This is a genomic window from Propionivibrio sp., from assembly GCF_016790145.1.
Classification (GTDB): domain Bacteria; phylum Pseudomonadota; class Gammaproteobacteria; order Burkholderiales; family Rhodocyclaceae; genus Propionivibrio.
The window spans coordinates 1-17,649 of the sequence record NZ_JAEUOI010000237.1 but is presented as its reverse complement, the minus strand read 5'-3'; the positions used below and the strand labels follow the sequence as shown (position 1 = coordinate 17,649).

Here is a 17,649-nt window from a genome sequence, read left to right as displayed (position 1 = left end):
CGATGGGCAGTTAAAGAACGAATCGGCGCGCCACCACTCTGCCAAGCACCACCCCTGGTGCCTCTAACATCAGTGAAGGTTTCCGATGCCTCATTTTTTCATGTTCCGGGGTGGCAAATCAATCGCCATGATGGTTAGAAGCGCTCGGGTATGGTGTGCAGACCGCCAAGAATCAAAACGCTCGACCTAGCGGACGGGGAAACACCATTGCTTGCCGCCATGGGAGCCAAATGCCTGCAATACTACACGGGAAAACTGCTGCCACAAACCGATGCACGGATCAGTGCATCATTTGTACCTGAGTTCAACAGCTTGCCCTGGCTCTTTTTCGCCAGGTCGCCGGAGGTACGCCCTCCCAGTGCGCAAATGCCCGGTTGAACGCGCTGGTGCCGGAATAGCCAAGAAGTACGGCAATCGCCTCGATGCTACTCATGGTATCGCGCAACAACTGACAAGCGGTAGCATGCCGTGCCTCGTTGTGCAGATCGCGAAAGCTTGTACCCGCCTCCTTCAGACGACGGTTCAGGGTGCGCGGATGCATTGAAAAGTGCCTGGACAGTTGTTCAAGTGAGCAGCGGTTGGCGCCGATCAGAAGCAGCAGGTCGCGATAGGCACGGTCGCGAAAATCCTCATTTGAATAACGCCGCATCTCCGACACATGCCGCAGAAAGTGGTGGCGCAACAGGGGGTCGGCCAGACGCACTTTCCTGGTCAGCCAGGTGGAACGGAAGACCAGGGCCGTGCGGGCCGCGTTGAAACGCAAGGGCGACTGGAAGAAGCGCTGATAAACCCCGACATCTTCAGGCAGATCGTGGCGAAAATGAACTTCAAGCGGCAACCATTCTGAACCGCACAGGGCGCGCATGATATTCCAGCCGATAGCCATAGCACCATCGCTGATCTGGTCCGAACCGGCGATGCCCCGATGGTATATCTCGTAGCCGAGCAGGCTGGTCTTGTCGGACACCTCCAGGAACGGGGTTGAACCACGATCCTGCAGATCGAAGTTCGACACCAGATCATTGAGGGCCGTCATGACATCCGGCGCATTATTCACTAGAAACCCTGCAGCACCGAGTTCCGAGGCGGCGCTACGCTGACCCGTCAGCAGACCGAAATGGAGGCAGGCCGTTGCACGAACGCAGGCCATGAACAGACTGCCCATGATCGGGAATGGGATGGTGTTATCCGGGTTCTCGAAGATCCTCTCGGTTAGATCGAATTGCGATAACAAGCGATCAGGCGCGACTCCGAATTCGCGCAAAAGATCAGGGATCGCCGAAATCGGACCCACACGAACCATACCTCGCTGGGGTGGAAGGCCTTGGCCTGAACTTGAATTCATCGTGGATTGGTGGAGGATGCTGTCTTTGCTGTCGCAAATGGTTAACTTAATGTCGTATTTTGTCAATCAAACTTTCATCTCATACGCTAGACTCAAGTCATACCGCTGTTGCACTTCGGACTAGAATTCGCCGTGTCAAATAATCAAGGTTGATTTATAGAAGACCTTCTTAGTGTCTGTAAAGGAGTGCCAAAGATGAAACAGGAATCAGGAAAGACAGGCGTTGCCGCGAAAATAGCGGCATTACTGCTCGTTGCCATAATGTCCGTCGCACCCGTTGGCGCCCAGCAGGTCTCCGGCGTGCTGGGCGCACCCAGCGCCACGACTACGATCCAGGGCAATCAGATTCCGGCGCCGCCGCCGAAATTCGGCGGCGTGATCAAAGAAAACGCCAATGACTCCAAGCCGTGGTGGCCGCCCACTATCGTGCCGCCCAAGGGCGCGCCGAACGTGCTGCTGATCATGACCGACGATCAGGGGTATGGCGTCAGCGGTACCTTCGGCGGCGTCATCCCGACACCGGCGCTCGACCGGATCGCCAAGGCGGGGTTGCGCTACACGCAGTTCCACTCTACATCGCTGTGCTCGCCCACGCGGGCGGCGCTGATCACCGGACGAAACCACCACTCGGGCGGCTTTGGAGTGATCACCGAGCTGTCGACCGGCTTCCCAGGTTATGACTCGATCATCGGGCAGGACAACGCCACCGTCGGCCGTGTCCTCAAGGACAACGGCTTTGCCACCTCCTGGTTCGGCAAGAACCACAACACGCCGGCCTTCGAGTACAGCGTGGCCGGTTCCTTCGACCAATGGCCGTCGGGTATGGGCTTCGACTACTTTTACGGCTTCATGGGCGGCGAGACCGACCAGTGGCAGCCCTACCTGTTCCAGAACAACCGGCAGATCTTCCCGTGGATCGGCAAGCCCGGCTACAACCTGACCACTGACCTGGCGGACGAGGCGATCAGCTACATGAAGGCGCTACAAGCTTCCGCGCCCAACAAACCGTTTTTCCTGTACTACGTGCCCGGCGGCACGCACTCCCCGCACCAGCCCAAGGCCGAATGGGTGGCCAAGTTCAAGGGCAAGTTCGACATGGGCTGGAACGCCATGCGGGACCAGATCTTCGCCAACCAGAAACGCCTGGGTGTCATCCCCGCCAATGCGAAGCTGACCGAATGGCCTGACAGCCTGCCGAAGTGGGACACACTTTCGGCCGACCAGAAGAAACTGTTCGCCCGCCAGGCCGAGGTTTTTGCCGCCTACGCCGCCTACACCGACCACGAGATCGGCCGCGTCATCCAGCAGGTCGAAGACATGGGCCAGCTCGACAATACGCTGATCATCTACATCGTCGGCGACAACGGCACCAGCCCCGAAGGCACGCTCTCCGGTACGCCCAACCAGTACACCTCGTACAACGGCATACTCGATTTTCCGATCGCCGAGCAACTGAAGTTCTATGACATCTGGGGCTCGGAGCAGAGCTACCCGCACATGGCGGTTGCCTGGTCTTGGGCCTTCGACACGCCCTTCAAGTGGACCAAGCAGATCGGCTCGCACTTCGGCGGCACACGCCAGGGCATGGCGATGTCGTGGCCGGCGCGCATCAAGGATGTCGGCGGCATCCGCACGCAGTTTCACCATGTCATCGACATCGTGCCGACCATCCTGGAAGCGACCGGCGTCAAGGCGCCGGACATGGTCGACGGCATCAAGCAAAAGCCGATGGAAGGCGTGAGCATGGCCTACACCTTCGACAAGGCCAATGCCACAGCGGGCTCGACACGCAAGACACAGTACTTCGAGATGATCGCCAACCGCGGCATCTACCATGACGGCTGGTACGCCAACACGACGCCGCCGCACGGGCCGTGGATCCTGAACGCGCCATTGCCTGCGCCGAAGGACTACAAGTGGGAGCTTTACAACATTACCGAGGACTATTCGCAGGCCGATGACCTGGCCGCAAAGATGCCGGAGAAGCTCAAGCAGATGCAGGCGTTGTTCGACCAGGAAGCCGCCAAGTACCAGGTTCTGCCGCTGAACAACGACACCTTCGCACGTGCCCTCGCGCCGAGGCCCAGCGCCACAGCCGGCAAGACGGTGTTCAGCTACAGCGGTGTGAACCCTGGCATCCCGATGGCCAACGCGCCGAACATCCTGGCCCGCTCCTACTCGGTATGGGCCGACGTGGTCGTGCCCCAAGGCGGCGGTAACGGCATGCTTGCCACCGCGGGCGGGCGCTGGGGGGGATGGGGCCTGTACCTGCTGAACGGCAAGCCGGTGTTCAACTACAACATGCTGATCCTGGCCCAGTACCAATGGGTCGGGCAGGAAGCGTTGACGCCGGGCAAGCACAACATCGTCTTCGAGTACACGTACGACGGCCCCGGCATCGCCAAGGGCGGCAGCGGCGTGCTGAAAGTGGACGGCAAGGCCGTCGCCACCGGCAAGCAGGCCAACTCGATCGCCTTCCTGCAGGTGGCCGACGAAACCTTCGATGTCGGCATCGACTTGCGTACCGGAGTCAACGACAAGGACTACAAGCCGCCGTTCCCGTTCAATGGCATGATCGAGAAGTTGACGGTCAAACTCGGACCGCCTCAACTGATGCCGGCCGACCAGGCCAAGACTGCATCAGCCGCAGCAAGGGCGAATGACTAACGAGGCTTGGTACCTGGATCGAGGGCTCTTCCCCTCGGATCCCAAATGCCGGGCCGCGGGGTGGGAGCAGAAGTCGGCTGGTGATTTCCTGGCGGCTTTCGATTGGGGAGCAAATCATTGACAAGCAAATCCTGGCGATCGATTGCGCACTGGGCGCAATCGGTCTTGCTACCAGCCCGGGTGCGATCCTCGACACGGTGGCCAACAAGGTCATTGCCCAAGCACCAGGGCTCGAACTGTGGGCAGTTGTGGGCAGAGAAGGGCCGGCCAATATCGCCTCAGGATAAACGGGCGGTTGGATTACTGTGCAACGATTCGCGGGCACGCATGGATTTCCTCAACCGGGTTGCCGGACCGAAGTCCAACAAGCTGTTTGAATGCGGGATGATCCCCTGATCCCGTGGGCATCGAGAGTCTCATCACATCCTCTAAGATACTTGCCTTTGCTGCAATTGTAGAGGTTGGCACCGGACTCGCCCTGATGCTCGATCCGGTGCTCGTCGTTACTTTGCTGCTGGGTACAGACCTTTCCGGTACCAGGATTACGCTTGGCCGATGTTTTGGCTTCGCCTTGCTTGCTCTCGGGCTGGCCTGCTGGCCGAGTCGGAAGAACGGCTGGTGCGACTTCTCGCCGACCTTGCGGGCGATGCTGATCTACAATCTGCTGATCGCCTTGTACCTTGCTTACCTGGGTATGCTCGTGCACCTGGGCGGGGTGCTGTTGTGGCCGGCCGTTGTGCTGCACGCCGGCGTTGCGCTGTTGCTGGTGTGGACGTGGCGCTACGAACAAGGGGCAAGGGTGAAGAACAGGTGAGCCTGGTCGACCTGGCCTGGCCCTGGTAAATCGTTCTGATGGAGAGCGTACAGTGAGTGCACTGACAATAGCGTCGATCACTTTTGGCAGCATCTTTGGCGGTGCGCTGCTCGGCTTGTTTTGGAGGGCTTCAACAGGAAGTGAGCCTCTCTGATTACTTTCCCAACTTTCTGAAGCGCTTTGTTATCATGCGTGCCAAAGACCACGATATTGACAATCCCTTGCTCTAAACCGCCATCACATCAAACCCGAATAGGCCGCAATAAATGATTCGATCCTTCGCTTTATTCCCTTGCGAACGGATAACACCGGAGAAACAAAATGAAAACGATTGCCATGTCCCTCAGCGCTGCACTCTTCATGATGGTTACCGTTACGAATGCTAGTGCAGTTACGTGTGCCGAGGGCGTCCGGCGTGCCGGATGCGCTGGGCCCAACGGCGCTGTAGCGGTTCGCAAGCCAGTGGCAGCGGTACCACCGAAGGCCGTGGTGGTTGCCCCGGCACCGAAGCCGGTGGTGGTTGCCCCGGCCCACGCCTGCCGCTATGTCAATGGTGTGCGGGTGTGCCGCTAATCACTTCGGTTTCCTCACACGTCCGGGTTTGCCCACACCAGCCCGGATGCCCATGTAGCATGAGCGTGATAATTTTGATATAAACAAACCCTTTCAAGGAGCAATGATGAATACACCACGAATTGTTGAACGAAGCGGAGCGGCTCGCCTGCTCCCTGTAGCCGCCCTTGCCGGCTGCGCCTTCCTCACCGGCTGCGCGGGCGACAGCGCCGTGATGGGCAGCGGCACGAACATTACCGCTACCGACAAGGCTCGTCTGACGCAAAGCGGTTTCCTGTCCGACTACGCGCGCTTGAAACCGACGCCGTGGGGAGACGGGATCGAGTGCTGGCGCTCGCCCAACCTCGATGCCAAAAGCTTCGACAAGGTGCTGGTCTCGCGCATCGTTGTCTCGCTGGCGCCGTCCAAAGACAAGGACGCTGAACAGATGATCGACCCCAGCGACCTCAAAACCCTTACCGACTACTTCCACAACGCGCTGGACAAGGCGCTGAAGCCGCAGATGAAGATCGTGGACAAAGCGGGTCCCGGTGTGGTGGTCATCCGTATCGCGCTGACTGATCTGGTGCCGACCAAAGTCACCGACAGCCTTGCCGGCACGCTGATTCCTTACGCCTTCATCGCCGAAGCGGGTTCGGGCGTTGCCACCGGCCGCCCGGCGGGTTCCACCCCGTACATGGGTGAAACCGGCATGGAGATGCAGTTCCGCGATGGCGCAACGGGCGCGATCCTCGGCGAGTGCAGGGATACCCAGATCGGCCGCAAGTACGCCGCCGACGTCAATGCCGGCGCTGTCGGCGCAGCACAGACCTGGGCCGGGGGTTACCTGAATTCGTTCCAGGCCTGGTCGTATGCCAAGAATGCCTTCGACAAATGGTCCTTGCTTGTTGCCAAGCGCTTTGCCGAATTGCGCGGCGTCACACCACCGGCACAGTAAGCGCCTGCTGTCCAGCACATGATTGCGCACCACCGCCGGTACGCGATCATCGTTGCCGGTCAGGCCTCCCGCCGCGCCGGCATCGGTCGCGGGGCCTTTGCTGGTCGAGAGGATGTCCGACTCAGTAACTACATTTCTCGGAGTAATGTCTTATGCACCGTTCGCTGATTGTCCTGCCCGACGACACCGTCCAGCCCTTCGTCGATGCCATCGCCGCTGCGAAAAAGTCGCTACGCATCAAGATCTTTCTGTTCTCGGATCCGACGCTGTTGGCGGCGGTGATCGCCGCCCAGCAGCGCGGCGTCAAGGTGCGGGTGATGCTCAACCCGGCGCGACGCAGCGGCGAAGTCGAAAACGAGGCGCCGCGCGCGACTCTGCTGGCAGCCGGTGTCGAAGTGATCGACAGCAATCCGGATTTCGACATCACCCACGAAAAATCCCTGGTGGTCGACGACGAGACCGCCTTTATCCAGTCGCTCAACTGGGAAACCAAAAACCTGACCGTGACCCGCGATTACGCCGTGGTGACCTCGCACCGGCACGAGGTCGACGAGATCATCGAGTGCTTCGAAGCCGACTGGAACCGCCAGCCCTTCAATCCGGGCGAGAACTCGCACCTGGTCTGGTGCAACATCAACGGGCGCAACCGGGTGGCGCGCTTCATCGACTCGGCGCAGGAAACCCTGTTCCTCGAAAATGAGCGCTACCAGGACGAAGTCATCATCGAGCATCTGGTGCGTGCCACACGTCGCGGTGTCAAGATAAGGGTGCTGGCGCGCCCCGCCCACACCCTCAAGAAGGGGAAACTGGTCGAGGGCATCGAGGGACTTCGCATCCTGCAGGATCTGGGTGCCAAGGTGCACAAGCTAAGGGGGCTCAAACTACACGCCAAGATGATGCTGGCCGACGGCAAGCATTGCATTATCGGTTCGATCAATCTCGCTCCCGGAAGCTTCGACACCCGGCGCGAACTGGCCATCGAAGTCCACGACGAAGCAGTCGTCAAGCGCGCCGAGCAGATTGCCGAACACGACTGGACGCATTCCCACCCGCTGGATCTCTCGGATGAAGGACTGCTCGCAGAATTCGAAAAGGACGAGGCCGAGGTGGCCGAGATTCTGGCCCTTGATACCGGCAAGGAGAATCACGGACACCACGCCAATCACGGCCATAACGGCCATAAAGGGCATAACGGGAACTGACCTGCACTTTTGCCATTGGGGTAGAGGATGAACGGGTCGCAGGACATGCTGCGTCAGCCTGCACAGATTCACTGCCTAGGGAGCCGCTGAACAAGTGTCAAATCGTCATTCCGGCAAAAGCCGGAATCTGACCGCAGGGAATGCAGAGCCAGAAAAGTCGAGGCACTGGACACCGGCTTCTGCCCTGAAGGTGAAAGGGCCTATGGCTCAAACCTCCTGGGATGCGCCGGTGTGACGGCTTATTCATCGTTTCCCTAGCCTTCCGCTGATTCATTAATTGGCATCGAACATGCACTTTCTTCGGCGAAATTTCCCTTGAAGTCATACCCCATAGTCATCGCACGGATGCTTGCATTTTTGCTGGTCATTCTGGCCGTGCACTGGCTTGACAGGTTTGTTCCGCTGTATTTTTTGCTCATAGCGGGCGCTGCCGGCATCATGCTGCTCAGCCTGGTGACAAGCGTTCCGGGTTGCCGGTTCCTGGCAACGCTTGAAACCTCCGATCGTCTGGCGATCTGGATTGTTTTGGTGGTCCTGACCGTGATCGGCTATTTGCACAATGCAAACATCTGGGTGAGCGATGGCGTTCTGCACCGTCCGCAGGATATTTCGCTGTGGAAAACCGAGTTGATTCTCGCCGTCTCGCTCGCGACCCCATTGGCGCACTGGCTGGCTGGTTTGCTGGTGCCGCAATTGGTCTCGATGAACGGCCAGCGCTTCGCCACCGAATTTGCGCTCTATGTCAATTTCTCCGGCATCGCCCTGGTACTGTGGACGGGCGAAGCCACACTTTCCTGGTTGACACTGGGCGCGGCGCTGGCCTTGATGGTTCTTGCCGAACTGACGCTTTACGCCAGTCGGTGAGCCGCAGAACCGGCAGCAGCTCCCGATAGCCCAAGCCCGCTCAAAGCAGCAAGCAATCCTTAAATCCGCAGTTCAGCGTGATGCCAATATCGTAAGCCCTCAACCCCGGCCCCTCTCCCCGCGGGAGGGTTGGGGTGAGGGCCAAACACTTGCCAAACCTGATGATTCGGCTGTCACGCTTGACTGCGGTTTCCAGGGTAATTTTGTCCAGCCTCAATCCGGCGAGAGGGCCGGGTCAGGCTTGGTGTAGTCCAGCGAGCGAACGGGCGGCGGATCGGTCTCATCCGGTGATAGCGCCTTGTCAGGCCGGGTGTAGCCCAGTGAACGGACGGGCGGCGGATCGGTTTGATCAGGCGAGAGAGCCTTGTCAGGCCGGGTGTAGTCCAGCGAACGGACGGGCGGCGGATTGGTCTCATCCGGCGAGAGAGCCGGGTCAGGCTTGATGGAATCATCCGGGAAAATTTCCGACTGCGCCACGGCAAAGGATGAAAGCAGACAAAACAGCAGGCTGCAGATGGTGGCACTCACAAAGTGGCAGGTTGAAGTCTTCTTCATTGTCCGTCCTCCTCTAAACATGGCTATTGAAAATACCGCTTGATCCAGGCACCGCAGCCTGGACATCAAGTCCGTGATGCGGCTGCACTCGTCATGCTTGATGAGTCTATCACCATTTTTCAGGCACTCCTTACGCTGATAGCTTGACAGCACTGGCCGCAGCAATACACTGCGATTTAAGGATTATGCTGTACTGCGCTGGACTGGATTGTCTGATCCAGAAAGATGTCGCCCCGTTCATGTATCCACAGACAAGCAGCATGCAGATTTCTCCGACCCTGCGTCGATAAACGGTTTGTATGTGATCATCAACGCTGGGAAGTCGAGCCCCTTTGATTCTTTGATTTCGAACTACCATCGTGACCGAGACAACCCATACACCTGACGCGCTACCGCAGGCTGAATCGACGGCGAAGGCCAAGCTGTCCAGCCTGCAGGCCGACTTGGGTGAGAGCGTGTTGGCGCAGGCACTACCAGTACCCGACCTGGCATTTGGTGGCGCGATGCTGCTTCTGGTCATCATGTTCCACGCCGTGTGGATGCGCTCAATTTCCAGCGCGGTGCTCAAGCGGTTCATCGTCATCCAGTCACGCCCCGCGCTGTGGCGGGCCGACGTGGTATTCGCCATGACCGTATTGGCGTTGCTCGCAGTGCATCTGGCCGAGGTGTTTCTCTGGTCGTCGGCTTTGGTTGCCGGTGGTATCGTCGATGGCTGGGCAAGGGCGGCCTATTTTGCAGCCAATTGTTACACGGCGCTGGGCGAGCCGTTCTCGCTGCCGCATGCGTGGCGCATGTTGCCGCCGATCATCGCCATCTCCGGTATCTTCACTTTCGCCTGGACGGCCAGCGTGCTGGTCGACTTCGTGTCGCGTTACAACACGCTGCGTGCGGACATTCTGGCTCGACGCCACAAGCCGCTGGATGATCGCAAGAACTCTCCGTAATGCTCTGTGGCCTCAGTCATGACGGACTGCCTGAGTCGCAGGGTAAATTTGTTCTAGCGCTAACTCATTGAAATGCCGTGGCCTGAGTCGAGCTCAATCGCGTCCAGCATAAATCTCCACAGTATCTCAGTCGATTTGCGGCATCGTCGCCGCCAGCACCGTGTCGAAGCTCCCGCCGAGCGCCAGGAGCAGCGCGATGCGGTTCAGGTGCCGAAGACCGCGCACTTTGATCAGCTCCGCCTCGGTACGTATCTGGTTCGTCTGGAGATTGGATACCCACAGCAGATCCCTGCTGCCGGCCAGGTATTGCGTGGTTGCAATGCGCACGGCGTCGGTCCGGTTGATTAACGCGCTTTCGTCCTGCGCAACGCGTTTTGTCAGCAACTGCTCGTTGGCGAGCGCCGTCTCGACCTCACGGAAGGCTTGCAAAAGGGTCTGTCCATAGCGGGCAACCATCTGCGCCTGTTGCGCAGTGGCAATCTGGATCTGGGCTTGCAAGGCACCGCCTTCGTAAATCGGAATGGAAACACCGATGGCCGCCGTGTACAACCATGGATTCAGGCGCAGCAGCGAGAGCAGCGGGCTGCCCAGACGACCACCGAGCAGAGAGAACGACAAGTCGGGCAGCAGCGCCAGCTTTGCCGCCTCCAGTGTGCGGAAGGACGCGAGCACGGCCCGTTCGGCGGCAACGACGTCCGGCCGGCGTTCGAGAAGCGCCGCCGGCATCCCCGTTGCAGGAGGTTCCGGAAGCGGAAGGTAGGCCGCCGTCACCTCGATTTCTGCCGCCGGATAGCGCCCGAGCAACAGTTCAAGGGCGCGCCGGATGTCGCCGTACGACTCGCGCGCCGCCTCGACCGAGGCCAGCGCGGTATCGACATTGGCTTGCATATCGACCACATCGAGGTCGGTGTCCCTGCCGCTGGCGCGCCGGATCTTTATCAGCTTGAGCAGTTCGCTGTAGATGGTGACCGACTGCTCGGCGAGCGCCAGCAACTGGCGCATTTCAATGGTCAGATACCAGGTTCTGGCGACGGTAGCGGCAAGCGATTGACGGGCATACGCATAGTCAAGCGCGGTTGCTTCATAGCCGGCTTCCGCCGCCGCCCGTTGAGCGCGTAGCTTTCCCCAGACATCGAGTTCCCAGCCGACGCTGGCGAAGGCAATTGTGGAATTGCTGTTTCCATCGTGATCGCGGTCGTGCAGCGTTCGCCCGCCGAGTGTCGCCCCCACCTGCGGCAGCAGTTGCGCGCCGACGACGAGCACCGTTTGCTGGGCAATCCGCACCCGCTCTGCGGCCTGGCGCAGGTCGAGGTTGTTGGCGATGGCCTCGGCGACGATGGCTTCGAGCGGCGGATCGTTCAGCGACTTCAGCCAGTCGTCGGCCACCGCGGCCACCCGAGCCATGGACTCGGCGCCGGCGCCGGCGCCGGACTTCCATGCGGGAGGAATGCTCGTTGTGGCGGGCAGCGCCTGACCGACCACCTCGTCGGTGCCCGGCGCTGGCGCCAGCGCACAGGCGCCGAGCAGGAGTGCAGCGAGTGCGACGGTCGGTGCGCGCATCATCCCGAGAACGGATAGATCCAGTTGAACCACGTGTACGCCCTGATTGAAATTTTACGCAGGATGACAAACAGGCTTTGAGGATTGGCATAGATCGTTGCCCGGCCCTGGGTGCCGATCGGGAACTTCGACTGATCCGGATCGTCGAGCTTTATGGCCACCGCGAACTGGCCCTGCGGGCGATCGGTCGGCACGGCCTGGAAGTTGGGCAGCGTGCCGCTCGGCAGCATTTGCCCGGCGCCGCTGCCCTGCCAGATGGCCAGCACCTTGCCGGTGAAGATCTGCCCTGGGTAGAGGTCGATCGCCGCTTCCACTTCCTGCCCCGGCTTCACGTATTTCAGGTTCTCCTGGAAGAAGTTAGCCAGCAGGTAGCGGTCTGCATCGCAGACGAAAGAGGCGATGGCACCGAAGCGCACATCGCCGGCGACCATGCCGGGGCGCGCCTGCAGGTTGATGATGTAGCCGTCTTCGGGGGCCACCATCAGAGTGTTCTCAAGGTAGAAGCGCGCCTGGTCGAGTTCGGCCTGTGTCCTGGCGACGCTGGTATTGACGCCGTTGATCTCGGAGGTGTAATTCAGGATGGCGCGTTGCTCTTCGGCCTGCGCCTCCTTGATCGCAGCACTGTCTGCCGCCACCTGGGCGGCCCATTTCTGTGCGTCTTCTTCGGGGCCGGCACCCTGCTTCGCCAGGTTGGCCGACAGCGTCTGCTGGTATCGGGCAAACTCCAGATGCGCCTTGTTCTTGCTCACCTTCTGCGTCGCCACCTCGATATCTGTCTTCATCACCAGCACGTTCTGCTTCGCCTTGGCGAGCTCGGCATCCAGTTGCCTTACCTTGTACTCGAACATCCGGCGGTCGAACTGGAACAGCGGCTGCCCCTTCTTGACCGGTACGTTCGGCTCGACCAGCACGGCCATCAGCAGCGTAGGCTCAGGCAGGCGGGGTGTGAGCTGGATGGTGTGCTGGATAATGCGTGCATCGGTCGCCAGCGGCGTCATGAAGCGCAGGCCGATCATGAAAATGATCAGCAGATGCACCCCGACAAAGGCGGAAACGACGCCCCAGGGAATGCTGAATTTAAGCCACTTGAACTTGAAAAAAACCGCCCAGACAATCAGGGCATAGCCAAAGACCATCACCAGTCCGGCGATCATGGCTTGCCCTCTTCAACAGCGGACGGGGTCTTCTCTGACCGCATGGCCTGCTTGTCCGCTACGGCCTCTGCCGAGGATTCTGCGACGGCTGCGTGCATCGTTGAAGGCAAGCCGCGCAAACGGGCAATCTCCTTGTCGGTTTCGATCGCCTCCTCACGCGGGAAACGCCGGATATCGACGATGTCGGTCGGCTTGAAGGCCCAGATCAGCGCTTGCATCCACGGGTAGACGGTGGGCAGCAGGCCGGCATAACCGAGGTATTTGACCGCCTCGGCTTCCGGATGCTTGCGCGCGATGGCGATGCGCCCCGGCAGACCGGCCAGGAAGAGCCAGATGATGCCCAGTGCGACCACACAAAGCGCCAGGGTGAGAAACGTCAGGTAATCCCAGAGGTCAATATCGAATCCGAGCAGGGCTTGCATGGTTGGCTCTCCTGGTTCAGTCCTTGTCTTTTTCAAAAGGAATCCTGGCGTCCTTCTCGAAGCGCGCCTTGCGCTTGCGACCGAACGCCCAAACCACAACACCGATGAAAGCGGCGATGATCAGCCAGTGATAAATGCTCAGTTCCATGATGCTTCTCCTCTTCTGTAATCAAGCTGGAGAGCGCAGTTGAGCGTAATTCCAATATCGTAGTCCCTGATCCCTGGCCCTTCTCCCGCCCAGAGGACAGAGGACAATACCGTAGGCCCTCATCCCCGGCCTTTCTCCCGCGGGGAGAAGGGTGCAAACCCCCTCGCCCTGCGGGAGAGGGATGGGGTGAGGGCCAAACCCTCAGCAAACCTGGTGTTGCGGCTGTCGTGCTCAACTGCAGATTAAAAATTTACTTCGTAGCGGGTGCAGCGGGTGTAGCAGGTGCAGCGGGTGTAGCGGGTGTAGCGGGTGCGGCAGGTGCAGCGGGCGCCGGCGCCCCCGCAATCTCGATTTTGGCTTTGGCCTTGAGATCGTCGAGTTGCTTCTTCAGGTTCTGCTGCTGAAGCTGTTGCGACAGTTGCGGTTTGACTTCTTCCAAAGGGGGCGCCTCAATCGGCCTGGAGTCATCCAGCAGGATGACGTGGTAGCCGTACTGCGTCTTGACCGGTTCCTGGGTGAACTGTCCCTTTTCCAGCTTGCTGACGGCGCCGCCGAATTCAGGCACCATCCCGTTCAGATCAAACCATCCCAGATCGCCGCCCCTGACCTTGGACGCCGCATCCTTCGATTTTTCCATGGCCAATTTCGCAAAAGAACCAGCGTCTTTTTTCAGTCTGGCAATAATGTCTTTGGCTTCGGATTCCTTCTCGACCAGGATATGGCGCGCCTTGTACTCGCTGCCGGTGATGGTGGCCTTGATGCGCTCGTATTCGGCTTTCAGCGCGTCGTCGCTGACCGGATTGTTCTTGATGAAATCCTGAACATAGGCGTTGGCCAGAATGGATTGCCGGATCACTTCGATTTGCTCATTGACCTCGGGCAATTTGTCCAGCCCCTTCTTGATTGCCTCCTGAGCGACCACCGTTTGCATGGCCAGCTTGTCGATGATGGTTTTTCTCGATTCCGGGGTCTCCGGCTGGCCGGCGCTGGCGCCCTGTTTGGCAATCATGTCGACGCGGTTCTTGCTGATTACAAAACCGTTTACGGTGGCCTCGGCGGTCTCTTTCACCGCCGGGGCAGCGGCAGCAGCCGTGGGCTTGGCATTCTGCTCGGAGTTGCAGGCGCCGAGGAGCAGCAAAGAAGCGGCGCTGGCCAGCAGGATTCGGGATTTGATCAATGTCATTTAAGTTCCTTGGGTAGAAAAACTGAAAAATAAGTCCGCCGACATCAGTGCTGGCGGTTCAAACAGTTAATGATGAGCGGATGCCCGATTGCAAGAAACCACCAGAGCACCAGGAAACGCCGGAGTGAAAACCCCTTCCAGTGAGCGACGGATCAAGTCTCAAATCGTCATTCCGGCGGAAGCCGGAATCCAGAAAGGCATTGGGCACCGGCTTGCGCCGGTGCGACGACTTGTTGAAGGTCTTCCGGCACTCGGGCAAGGACTCCCGTTCAGAGCTGGGATTTGAAGTAATTGTACGAGTGCTTCAAGGCGTCGCGCACTTTCTCAACTTCGGCAACCATGCTTTCCCAGGTATCTTCGCCGGCCGCCTTCAGTTCATCCAGCTTGCTGACAGCCTGTCTGTATTGCTGTTGCAGCTTGCTGACTTCTGCCCTGTATTTATCCCGCACATCGGCCTTCGCAGCGTTCACTTTGGCTTCTGCGGCGCCTATGCTTGCATTCAACTCGTCGAGTTGAAGCTTGATTTTCGCAATGTACTCGTCTCTTTTCGACATGCTCATGACTCCTTGATAAAGAAAAAATGATCGGCCGGGATTGGCCGGGTTTTGCGGCGTATCATTCCGCTGTTGATGCACTCCGCTCGTGCTATTAGCCGGCGACCGGTGCCTTGGCGGTATAAAGCGCCGCCTGCAGCGGAGCACAGGAAAATTCTGCGGCTGCAAGTGGTGACGAAGCGAGGCATGCGGTTACGGCGGCCAGGGCCAAGTGTGATTTCATGTTACTTCCTTTCATTTTGGATTCCGAAAAATAGTGCAATTCTTTTCAATCTATAAGCCTATCGGCATGGCGGAGCGTCAAGACGATGTTACACCTGTGTTTCCCGCCTACCCAGTCCCTCGGCAATCATTGCCAGCACGAGTGCATTGAGGCTCACACCTTCCGCTCTGGCACGCTCGCTTAACTTTGCATGCGTTGATTTTGGCAGGCGGGTAACAAAACGTCCGGAAACCGCCGGAATGGATTCCGGACGATAACTCGGCGGTGAAACTGCTTTCCCGGCGTCGTGGCGAGCGGAGACCCAGGAAGCAAAGGCATCGCGGCCATTGGCAATCGCCTCTTCTTCCGTCTCGCCATCAGACATGCAGCCCGGCAAGTCCGGAAAGGTAATCAAAAATCCCCCGCCCTCATCCTCCGGTAAAGGACTGATGATATGGGCATAGGCCGCGAACGGATCGGCAGGCTCGATCTTGCCGATTTTCCTGATTTGACTCATTTTTGAACCTCCTTGATGCTATCCACCAACTTCAGGAACTGCCTGATGTAAACCGGCTTGATTGGCCTGTGAGCCGGGACCGTCATTTTAGCTTGCGACTTGCCGAATCCCGTAGCATCTGCGGCGCAAAGCGCTGCGTCAGGATCGGCCCGAGGATCGCCGTCACCAGCACCACGATGAGCACCGCGTTGAGCATGCGCTCGTCGAGCAGCGGCTGGCCGGCGGCATTGAAGGTCTTGAACGCGACCAGTGTGGCCGCCAACGTCGCCGCCACCTGCGGCAGCGTCAGCGACCACATCGTCCTGCGCGCCGCCGGGGTAAAGCCGAAGGCGCGGCCACAGGATTCCGCCGCGATCCATTTGCCGAGCAGCAGGGCGCCGATGATTCCCGCCGCCAGGTAAAAGTCCTGGCTGATGCTGCGGGCCAGAGCCATCGGGTCGATCAGGAAACCGGTCACGATGAAGAAGATCGGGATGAACAGGGTGTTGCCGATGAACGCCAGCTTGCCTTTGGCCGGTTTGTCCTTGACTGAGGCGTTCACCGCCAGGCCGGCGAGGAAGGTGCCGACGATCCCCGGTAGCCTGATCCACTCCGCCAGCAGCGCCGTCACCGCGAGAATGCCGAACATCAGGATGAAGTAGGTCTCTTCCTCGTTCTCCGCACGCTGCAACAGCCAGGCTCCGGCACGCCCCAGGCCAAGCAGTACGAGCGGGACGAAAACGATGATCTCGATGACCTGGATGGCGATCCCCGATACAGAAAAGTCGCCGGCGTACAGGCGCACACAGACCGCGAAAACAAGCAGGGAGAGGGTATCGGAAACCATCGTCGCGCCGTTCATCACAACCATCGGTTCGAGATTTCTTGCCCCCAGCCGGGCGACGATGGTCGAGCCAAGCATGGTGTACGAAGCGACCAGCGATCCGGCGACGATGGCCGGCAGCAGCCCGTAGCCGAGCCAGAACGTCACCAGCGTTCCCAGCAGCAGAGGAAGCGTGGTCGCGACCAACCCGAAGCTGAGCGAGCGGTAGATATTTTCCCGAAATAGCCTGAGGTCGATTTCGAGCCCCGCGAAGAACATCAGTAGCAGCATGCCCACCTCCGCAAAGAATTGCAGAATTGGATGCTGCGGAGGAAAGATATCGAGCACATGCTGCCCGAACAGTACGCCGCTCAGCAGCAATCCGACCGCCTCGGGCAGGCCGACACGGCGCGACAGGCGCGGAATGATGACGATCAACATCATGCACAGCGCAAACTTGGCCAGGGTCGGCAGAACTGCAAGCGCATTGTGCAGGTATTCGAGGAACGACATGCCGGTCTTTCTGAGACGATTTACATCTGGAACATGAACTACAACCCGCTGCGACACGGTTAATTTTGTCTTGCGCTAACTGGATTGCCGTGGTCATGGCAGCCTTCGCCGTCATTTCAGGCTTGAACCGGAATCCAGTTCGATTATCAAACTGTTCTTTTAACATTTTGATCAGATTACGAATCTGGATTCCGGCGTTCGCCGGATTGAGCGCGAAGCCTGGCCTCGGGCCACTGAGGACTGTTAGAACAAATTTTCCCTGAAATAACTTGCCTGTCCGGTTTATACCTGGCCATGCTGAGCGTGCCGAGTGGGTTTCAGCGGCGGAAGCCACCACCGCCCCTGAACCCGCCGCCGCCAAAACCACCACCACCGAAACGGCCACCGAAGCCACCACCGCCGAAACGGTCGCCGCCGCCGAAGCCACCGCCTCCGAAACGGTCGCCGAAGCCACTGCTGCCGAAACGGTCACCGCCGCCGCCGAACAGGCCGCCGCCGCCCAACTGGCTGAAGAACCCGCCCGAGCGGTCGGCGCCGAAGCTGTGCGCCTGCGACTCGCGGTCGGCCCACGAGGTGTCGCCCGATGCACTGCCCCAGCCGCTGGCCGAGTGCTGCTGCCAGCCGCTGCCGCTGTTGCGGTAGACATTGCCGTTGACATCGGCGAGATGGTTGTTGCCCAAACTCGCGCTGCTC

20 protein-coding genes are annotated in these 17,649 nt (G+C 59.5%); 8 read left to right on the top strand and 12 right to left on the bottom strand.

The features are described from left to right. Nucleotides 1-304: 304 nt before the first annotated feature. Entirely contained in the window at nucleotides 305-1,303 is a 999-nt protein-coding gene (locus JNM42_RS19245; protein ID WP_294274202.1) for an AraC family transcriptional regulator, read from the bottom strand. Between the two features lie 237 nt (nucleotides 1,304-1,540). Here JNM42_RS19245 and JNM42_RS19240 point away from each other — a divergent pair, with 237 nt between their 5' ends. The 7 genes from JNM42_RS19240 (at nucleotide 1,541) to JNM42_RS19210 (ending at nucleotide 8,402) form a co-directional block, all read left to right on the top strand. Continuing rightward, nucleotides 1,541-4,012 carry an arylsulfatase gene (locus tag JNM42_RS19240; protein ID WP_294274198.1) on the top strand — a complete coding sequence of 824 codons (2,472 nt, stop codon included), beginning with the start codon at nucleotides 1,541-1,543 and terminating at the stop codon, nucleotides 4,010-4,012. 80 nt (nucleotides 4,013-4,092) lie between these two features. After that, nucleotides 4,093-4,299 (top strand): hypothetical protein, encoded by a 207-nt coding sequence (locus JNM42_RS19235; protein ID WP_294274195.1) that lies wholly within the window; start codon nucleotides 4,093-4,095, stop codon nucleotides 4,297-4,299. 194 nt (nucleotides 4,300-4,493) lie between these two features. Continuing rightward, entirely contained in the window at nucleotides 4,494-4,826 is a 333-nt protein-coding gene (locus JNM42_RS19230) for a hypothetical protein (RefSeq protein WP_294274193.1), read from the top strand. Nucleotides 4,827-5,147: 321 nt separating this feature from the next. Then, nucleotides 5,148-5,399 (top strand): hypothetical protein, encoded by a 252-nt coding sequence (locus tag JNM42_RS19225; RefSeq protein WP_294274190.1) that lies wholly within the window; start codon nucleotides 5,148-5,150, stop codon nucleotides 5,397-5,399. Nucleotides 5,400-5,505: 106 nt separating this feature from the next. Next, on the top strand, nucleotides 5,506-6,336 hold the full coding sequence (locus JNM42_RS19220) for a DUF3313 domain-containing protein (RefSeq protein WP_294274188.1): 831 nt from the start codon (nucleotides 5,506-5,508) through the stop codon (nucleotides 6,334-6,336). A 152-nt stretch (nucleotides 6,337-6,488) separates the two neighbouring features. Beyond that, nucleotides 6,489-7,538 (top strand): phospholipase D-like domain-containing protein, encoded by a 1,050-nt coding sequence (locus JNM42_RS19215; RefSeq protein WP_294274186.1) that lies wholly within the window; start codon nucleotides 6,489-6,491, stop codon nucleotides 7,536-7,538. Between the two features lie 315 nt (nucleotides 7,539-7,853). Further along, nucleotides 7,854-8,402 carry a hypothetical protein gene (locus tag JNM42_RS19210; RefSeq protein WP_294274184.1) on the top strand — a complete coding sequence of 183 codons (549 nt, stop codon included), beginning with the start codon at nucleotides 7,854-7,856 and terminating at the stop codon, nucleotides 8,400-8,402. Between the two features lie 213 nt (nucleotides 8,403-8,615). Here the strand turns inward: JNM42_RS19210 and JNM42_RS19205 are convergent, their stop codons facing one another. Then, complete coding sequence (locus JNM42_RS19205) at nucleotides 8,616-8,957, bottom strand: hypothetical protein (RefSeq protein WP_294274180.1); 342 nt, start codon at nucleotides 8,955-8,957, stop codon at nucleotides 8,616-8,618. 359 nt (nucleotides 8,958-9,316) lie between these two features. On the opposite strand from JNM42_RS19205, the gene JNM42_RS19200 reads away from it, so the two are divergent. Further along, nucleotides 9,317-9,901 (top strand): hypothetical protein, encoded by a 585-nt coding sequence (locus JNM42_RS19200; protein WP_294274177.1) that lies wholly within the window; start codon nucleotides 9,317-9,319, stop codon nucleotides 9,899-9,901. 126 nt (nucleotides 9,902-10,027) lie between these two features. On the opposite strand, the gene JNM42_RS19195 is transcribed toward JNM42_RS19200, so the two are convergent. From JNM42_RS19195 to JNM42_RS19150, 10 genes are all read right to left on the bottom strand, one after another. After that, nucleotides 10,028-11,494: a TolC family protein gene (locus tag JNM42_RS19195; RefSeq protein WP_294274174.1), complete on the bottom strand. Its 1,467-nt coding sequence runs from the start codon at nucleotides 11,492-11,494 to the stop codon at nucleotides 10,028-10,030. After that, nucleotides 11,461-12,615, bottom strand: a complete 1,155-nt coding sequence (locus JNM42_RS19190; protein WP_294274171.1) for an efflux RND transporter periplasmic adaptor subunit — start codon at nucleotides 12,613-12,615, stop codon at nucleotides 11,461-11,463. The genes JNM42_RS19195 and JNM42_RS19190 overlap by 34 nt, the downstream gene beginning before the upstream one ends. Then, nucleotides 12,612-13,037 (bottom strand): DUF3302 domain-containing protein, encoded by a 426-nt coding sequence (locus tag JNM42_RS19185; protein WP_294274169.1) that lies wholly within the window; start codon nucleotides 13,035-13,037, stop codon nucleotides 12,612-12,614. Before JNM42_RS19185 ends, JNM42_RS19190 begins: the two co-directional genes overlap by 4 nt. A 16-nt stretch (nucleotides 13,038-13,053) precedes the next feature. Next, nucleotides 13,054-13,185: a cbb3-type cytochrome c oxidase subunit 3 gene (locus tag JNM42_RS19180; protein ID WP_294274166.1), complete on the bottom strand. Its 132-nt coding sequence runs from the start codon at nucleotides 13,183-13,185 to the stop codon at nucleotides 13,054-13,056. A gap of 250 nt (nucleotides 13,186-13,435) precedes the next feature. Beyond that, a complete protein-coding gene (locus JNM42_RS19175; protein ID WP_294274163.1) occupies nucleotides 13,436-14,368 on the bottom strand; it encodes a peptidylprolyl isomerase in 933 nt (310 codons plus the stop codon). 269 nt (nucleotides 14,369-14,637) lie between these two features. Continuing rightward, nucleotides 14,638-14,922: a hypothetical protein gene (locus JNM42_RS19170; RefSeq protein WP_294274161.1), complete on the bottom strand. Its 285-nt coding sequence runs from the start codon at nucleotides 14,920-14,922 to the stop codon at nucleotides 14,638-14,640. Nucleotides 14,923-15,016: 94 nt separating this feature from the next. Next, nucleotides 15,017-15,145 (bottom strand): hypothetical protein, encoded by a 129-nt coding sequence (locus JNM42_RS19165; protein ID WP_294274155.1) that lies wholly within the window; start codon nucleotides 15,143-15,145, stop codon nucleotides 15,017-15,019. A gap of 88 nt (nucleotides 15,146-15,233) precedes the next feature. Further along, entirely contained in the window at nucleotides 15,234-15,641 is a 408-nt protein-coding gene (locus tag JNM42_RS19160) for a type II toxin-antitoxin system HicB family antitoxin (protein WP_294274153.1), read from the bottom strand. An 82-nt stretch (nucleotides 15,642-15,723) separates the two neighbouring features. Beyond that, nucleotides 15,724-16,956, bottom strand: a complete 1,233-nt coding sequence (locus JNM42_RS19155) for a cation:proton antiporter (RefSeq protein WP_294274150.1) — start codon at nucleotides 16,954-16,956, stop codon at nucleotides 15,724-15,726. Between the two features lie 317 nt (nucleotides 16,957-17,273). Continuing rightward, nucleotides 17,274-17,649, bottom strand: a 376-nt coding sequence (locus JNM42_RS19150; protein ID WP_294274148.1) for a hypothetical protein, incomplete at its 5' end; no start/stop codon positions are given.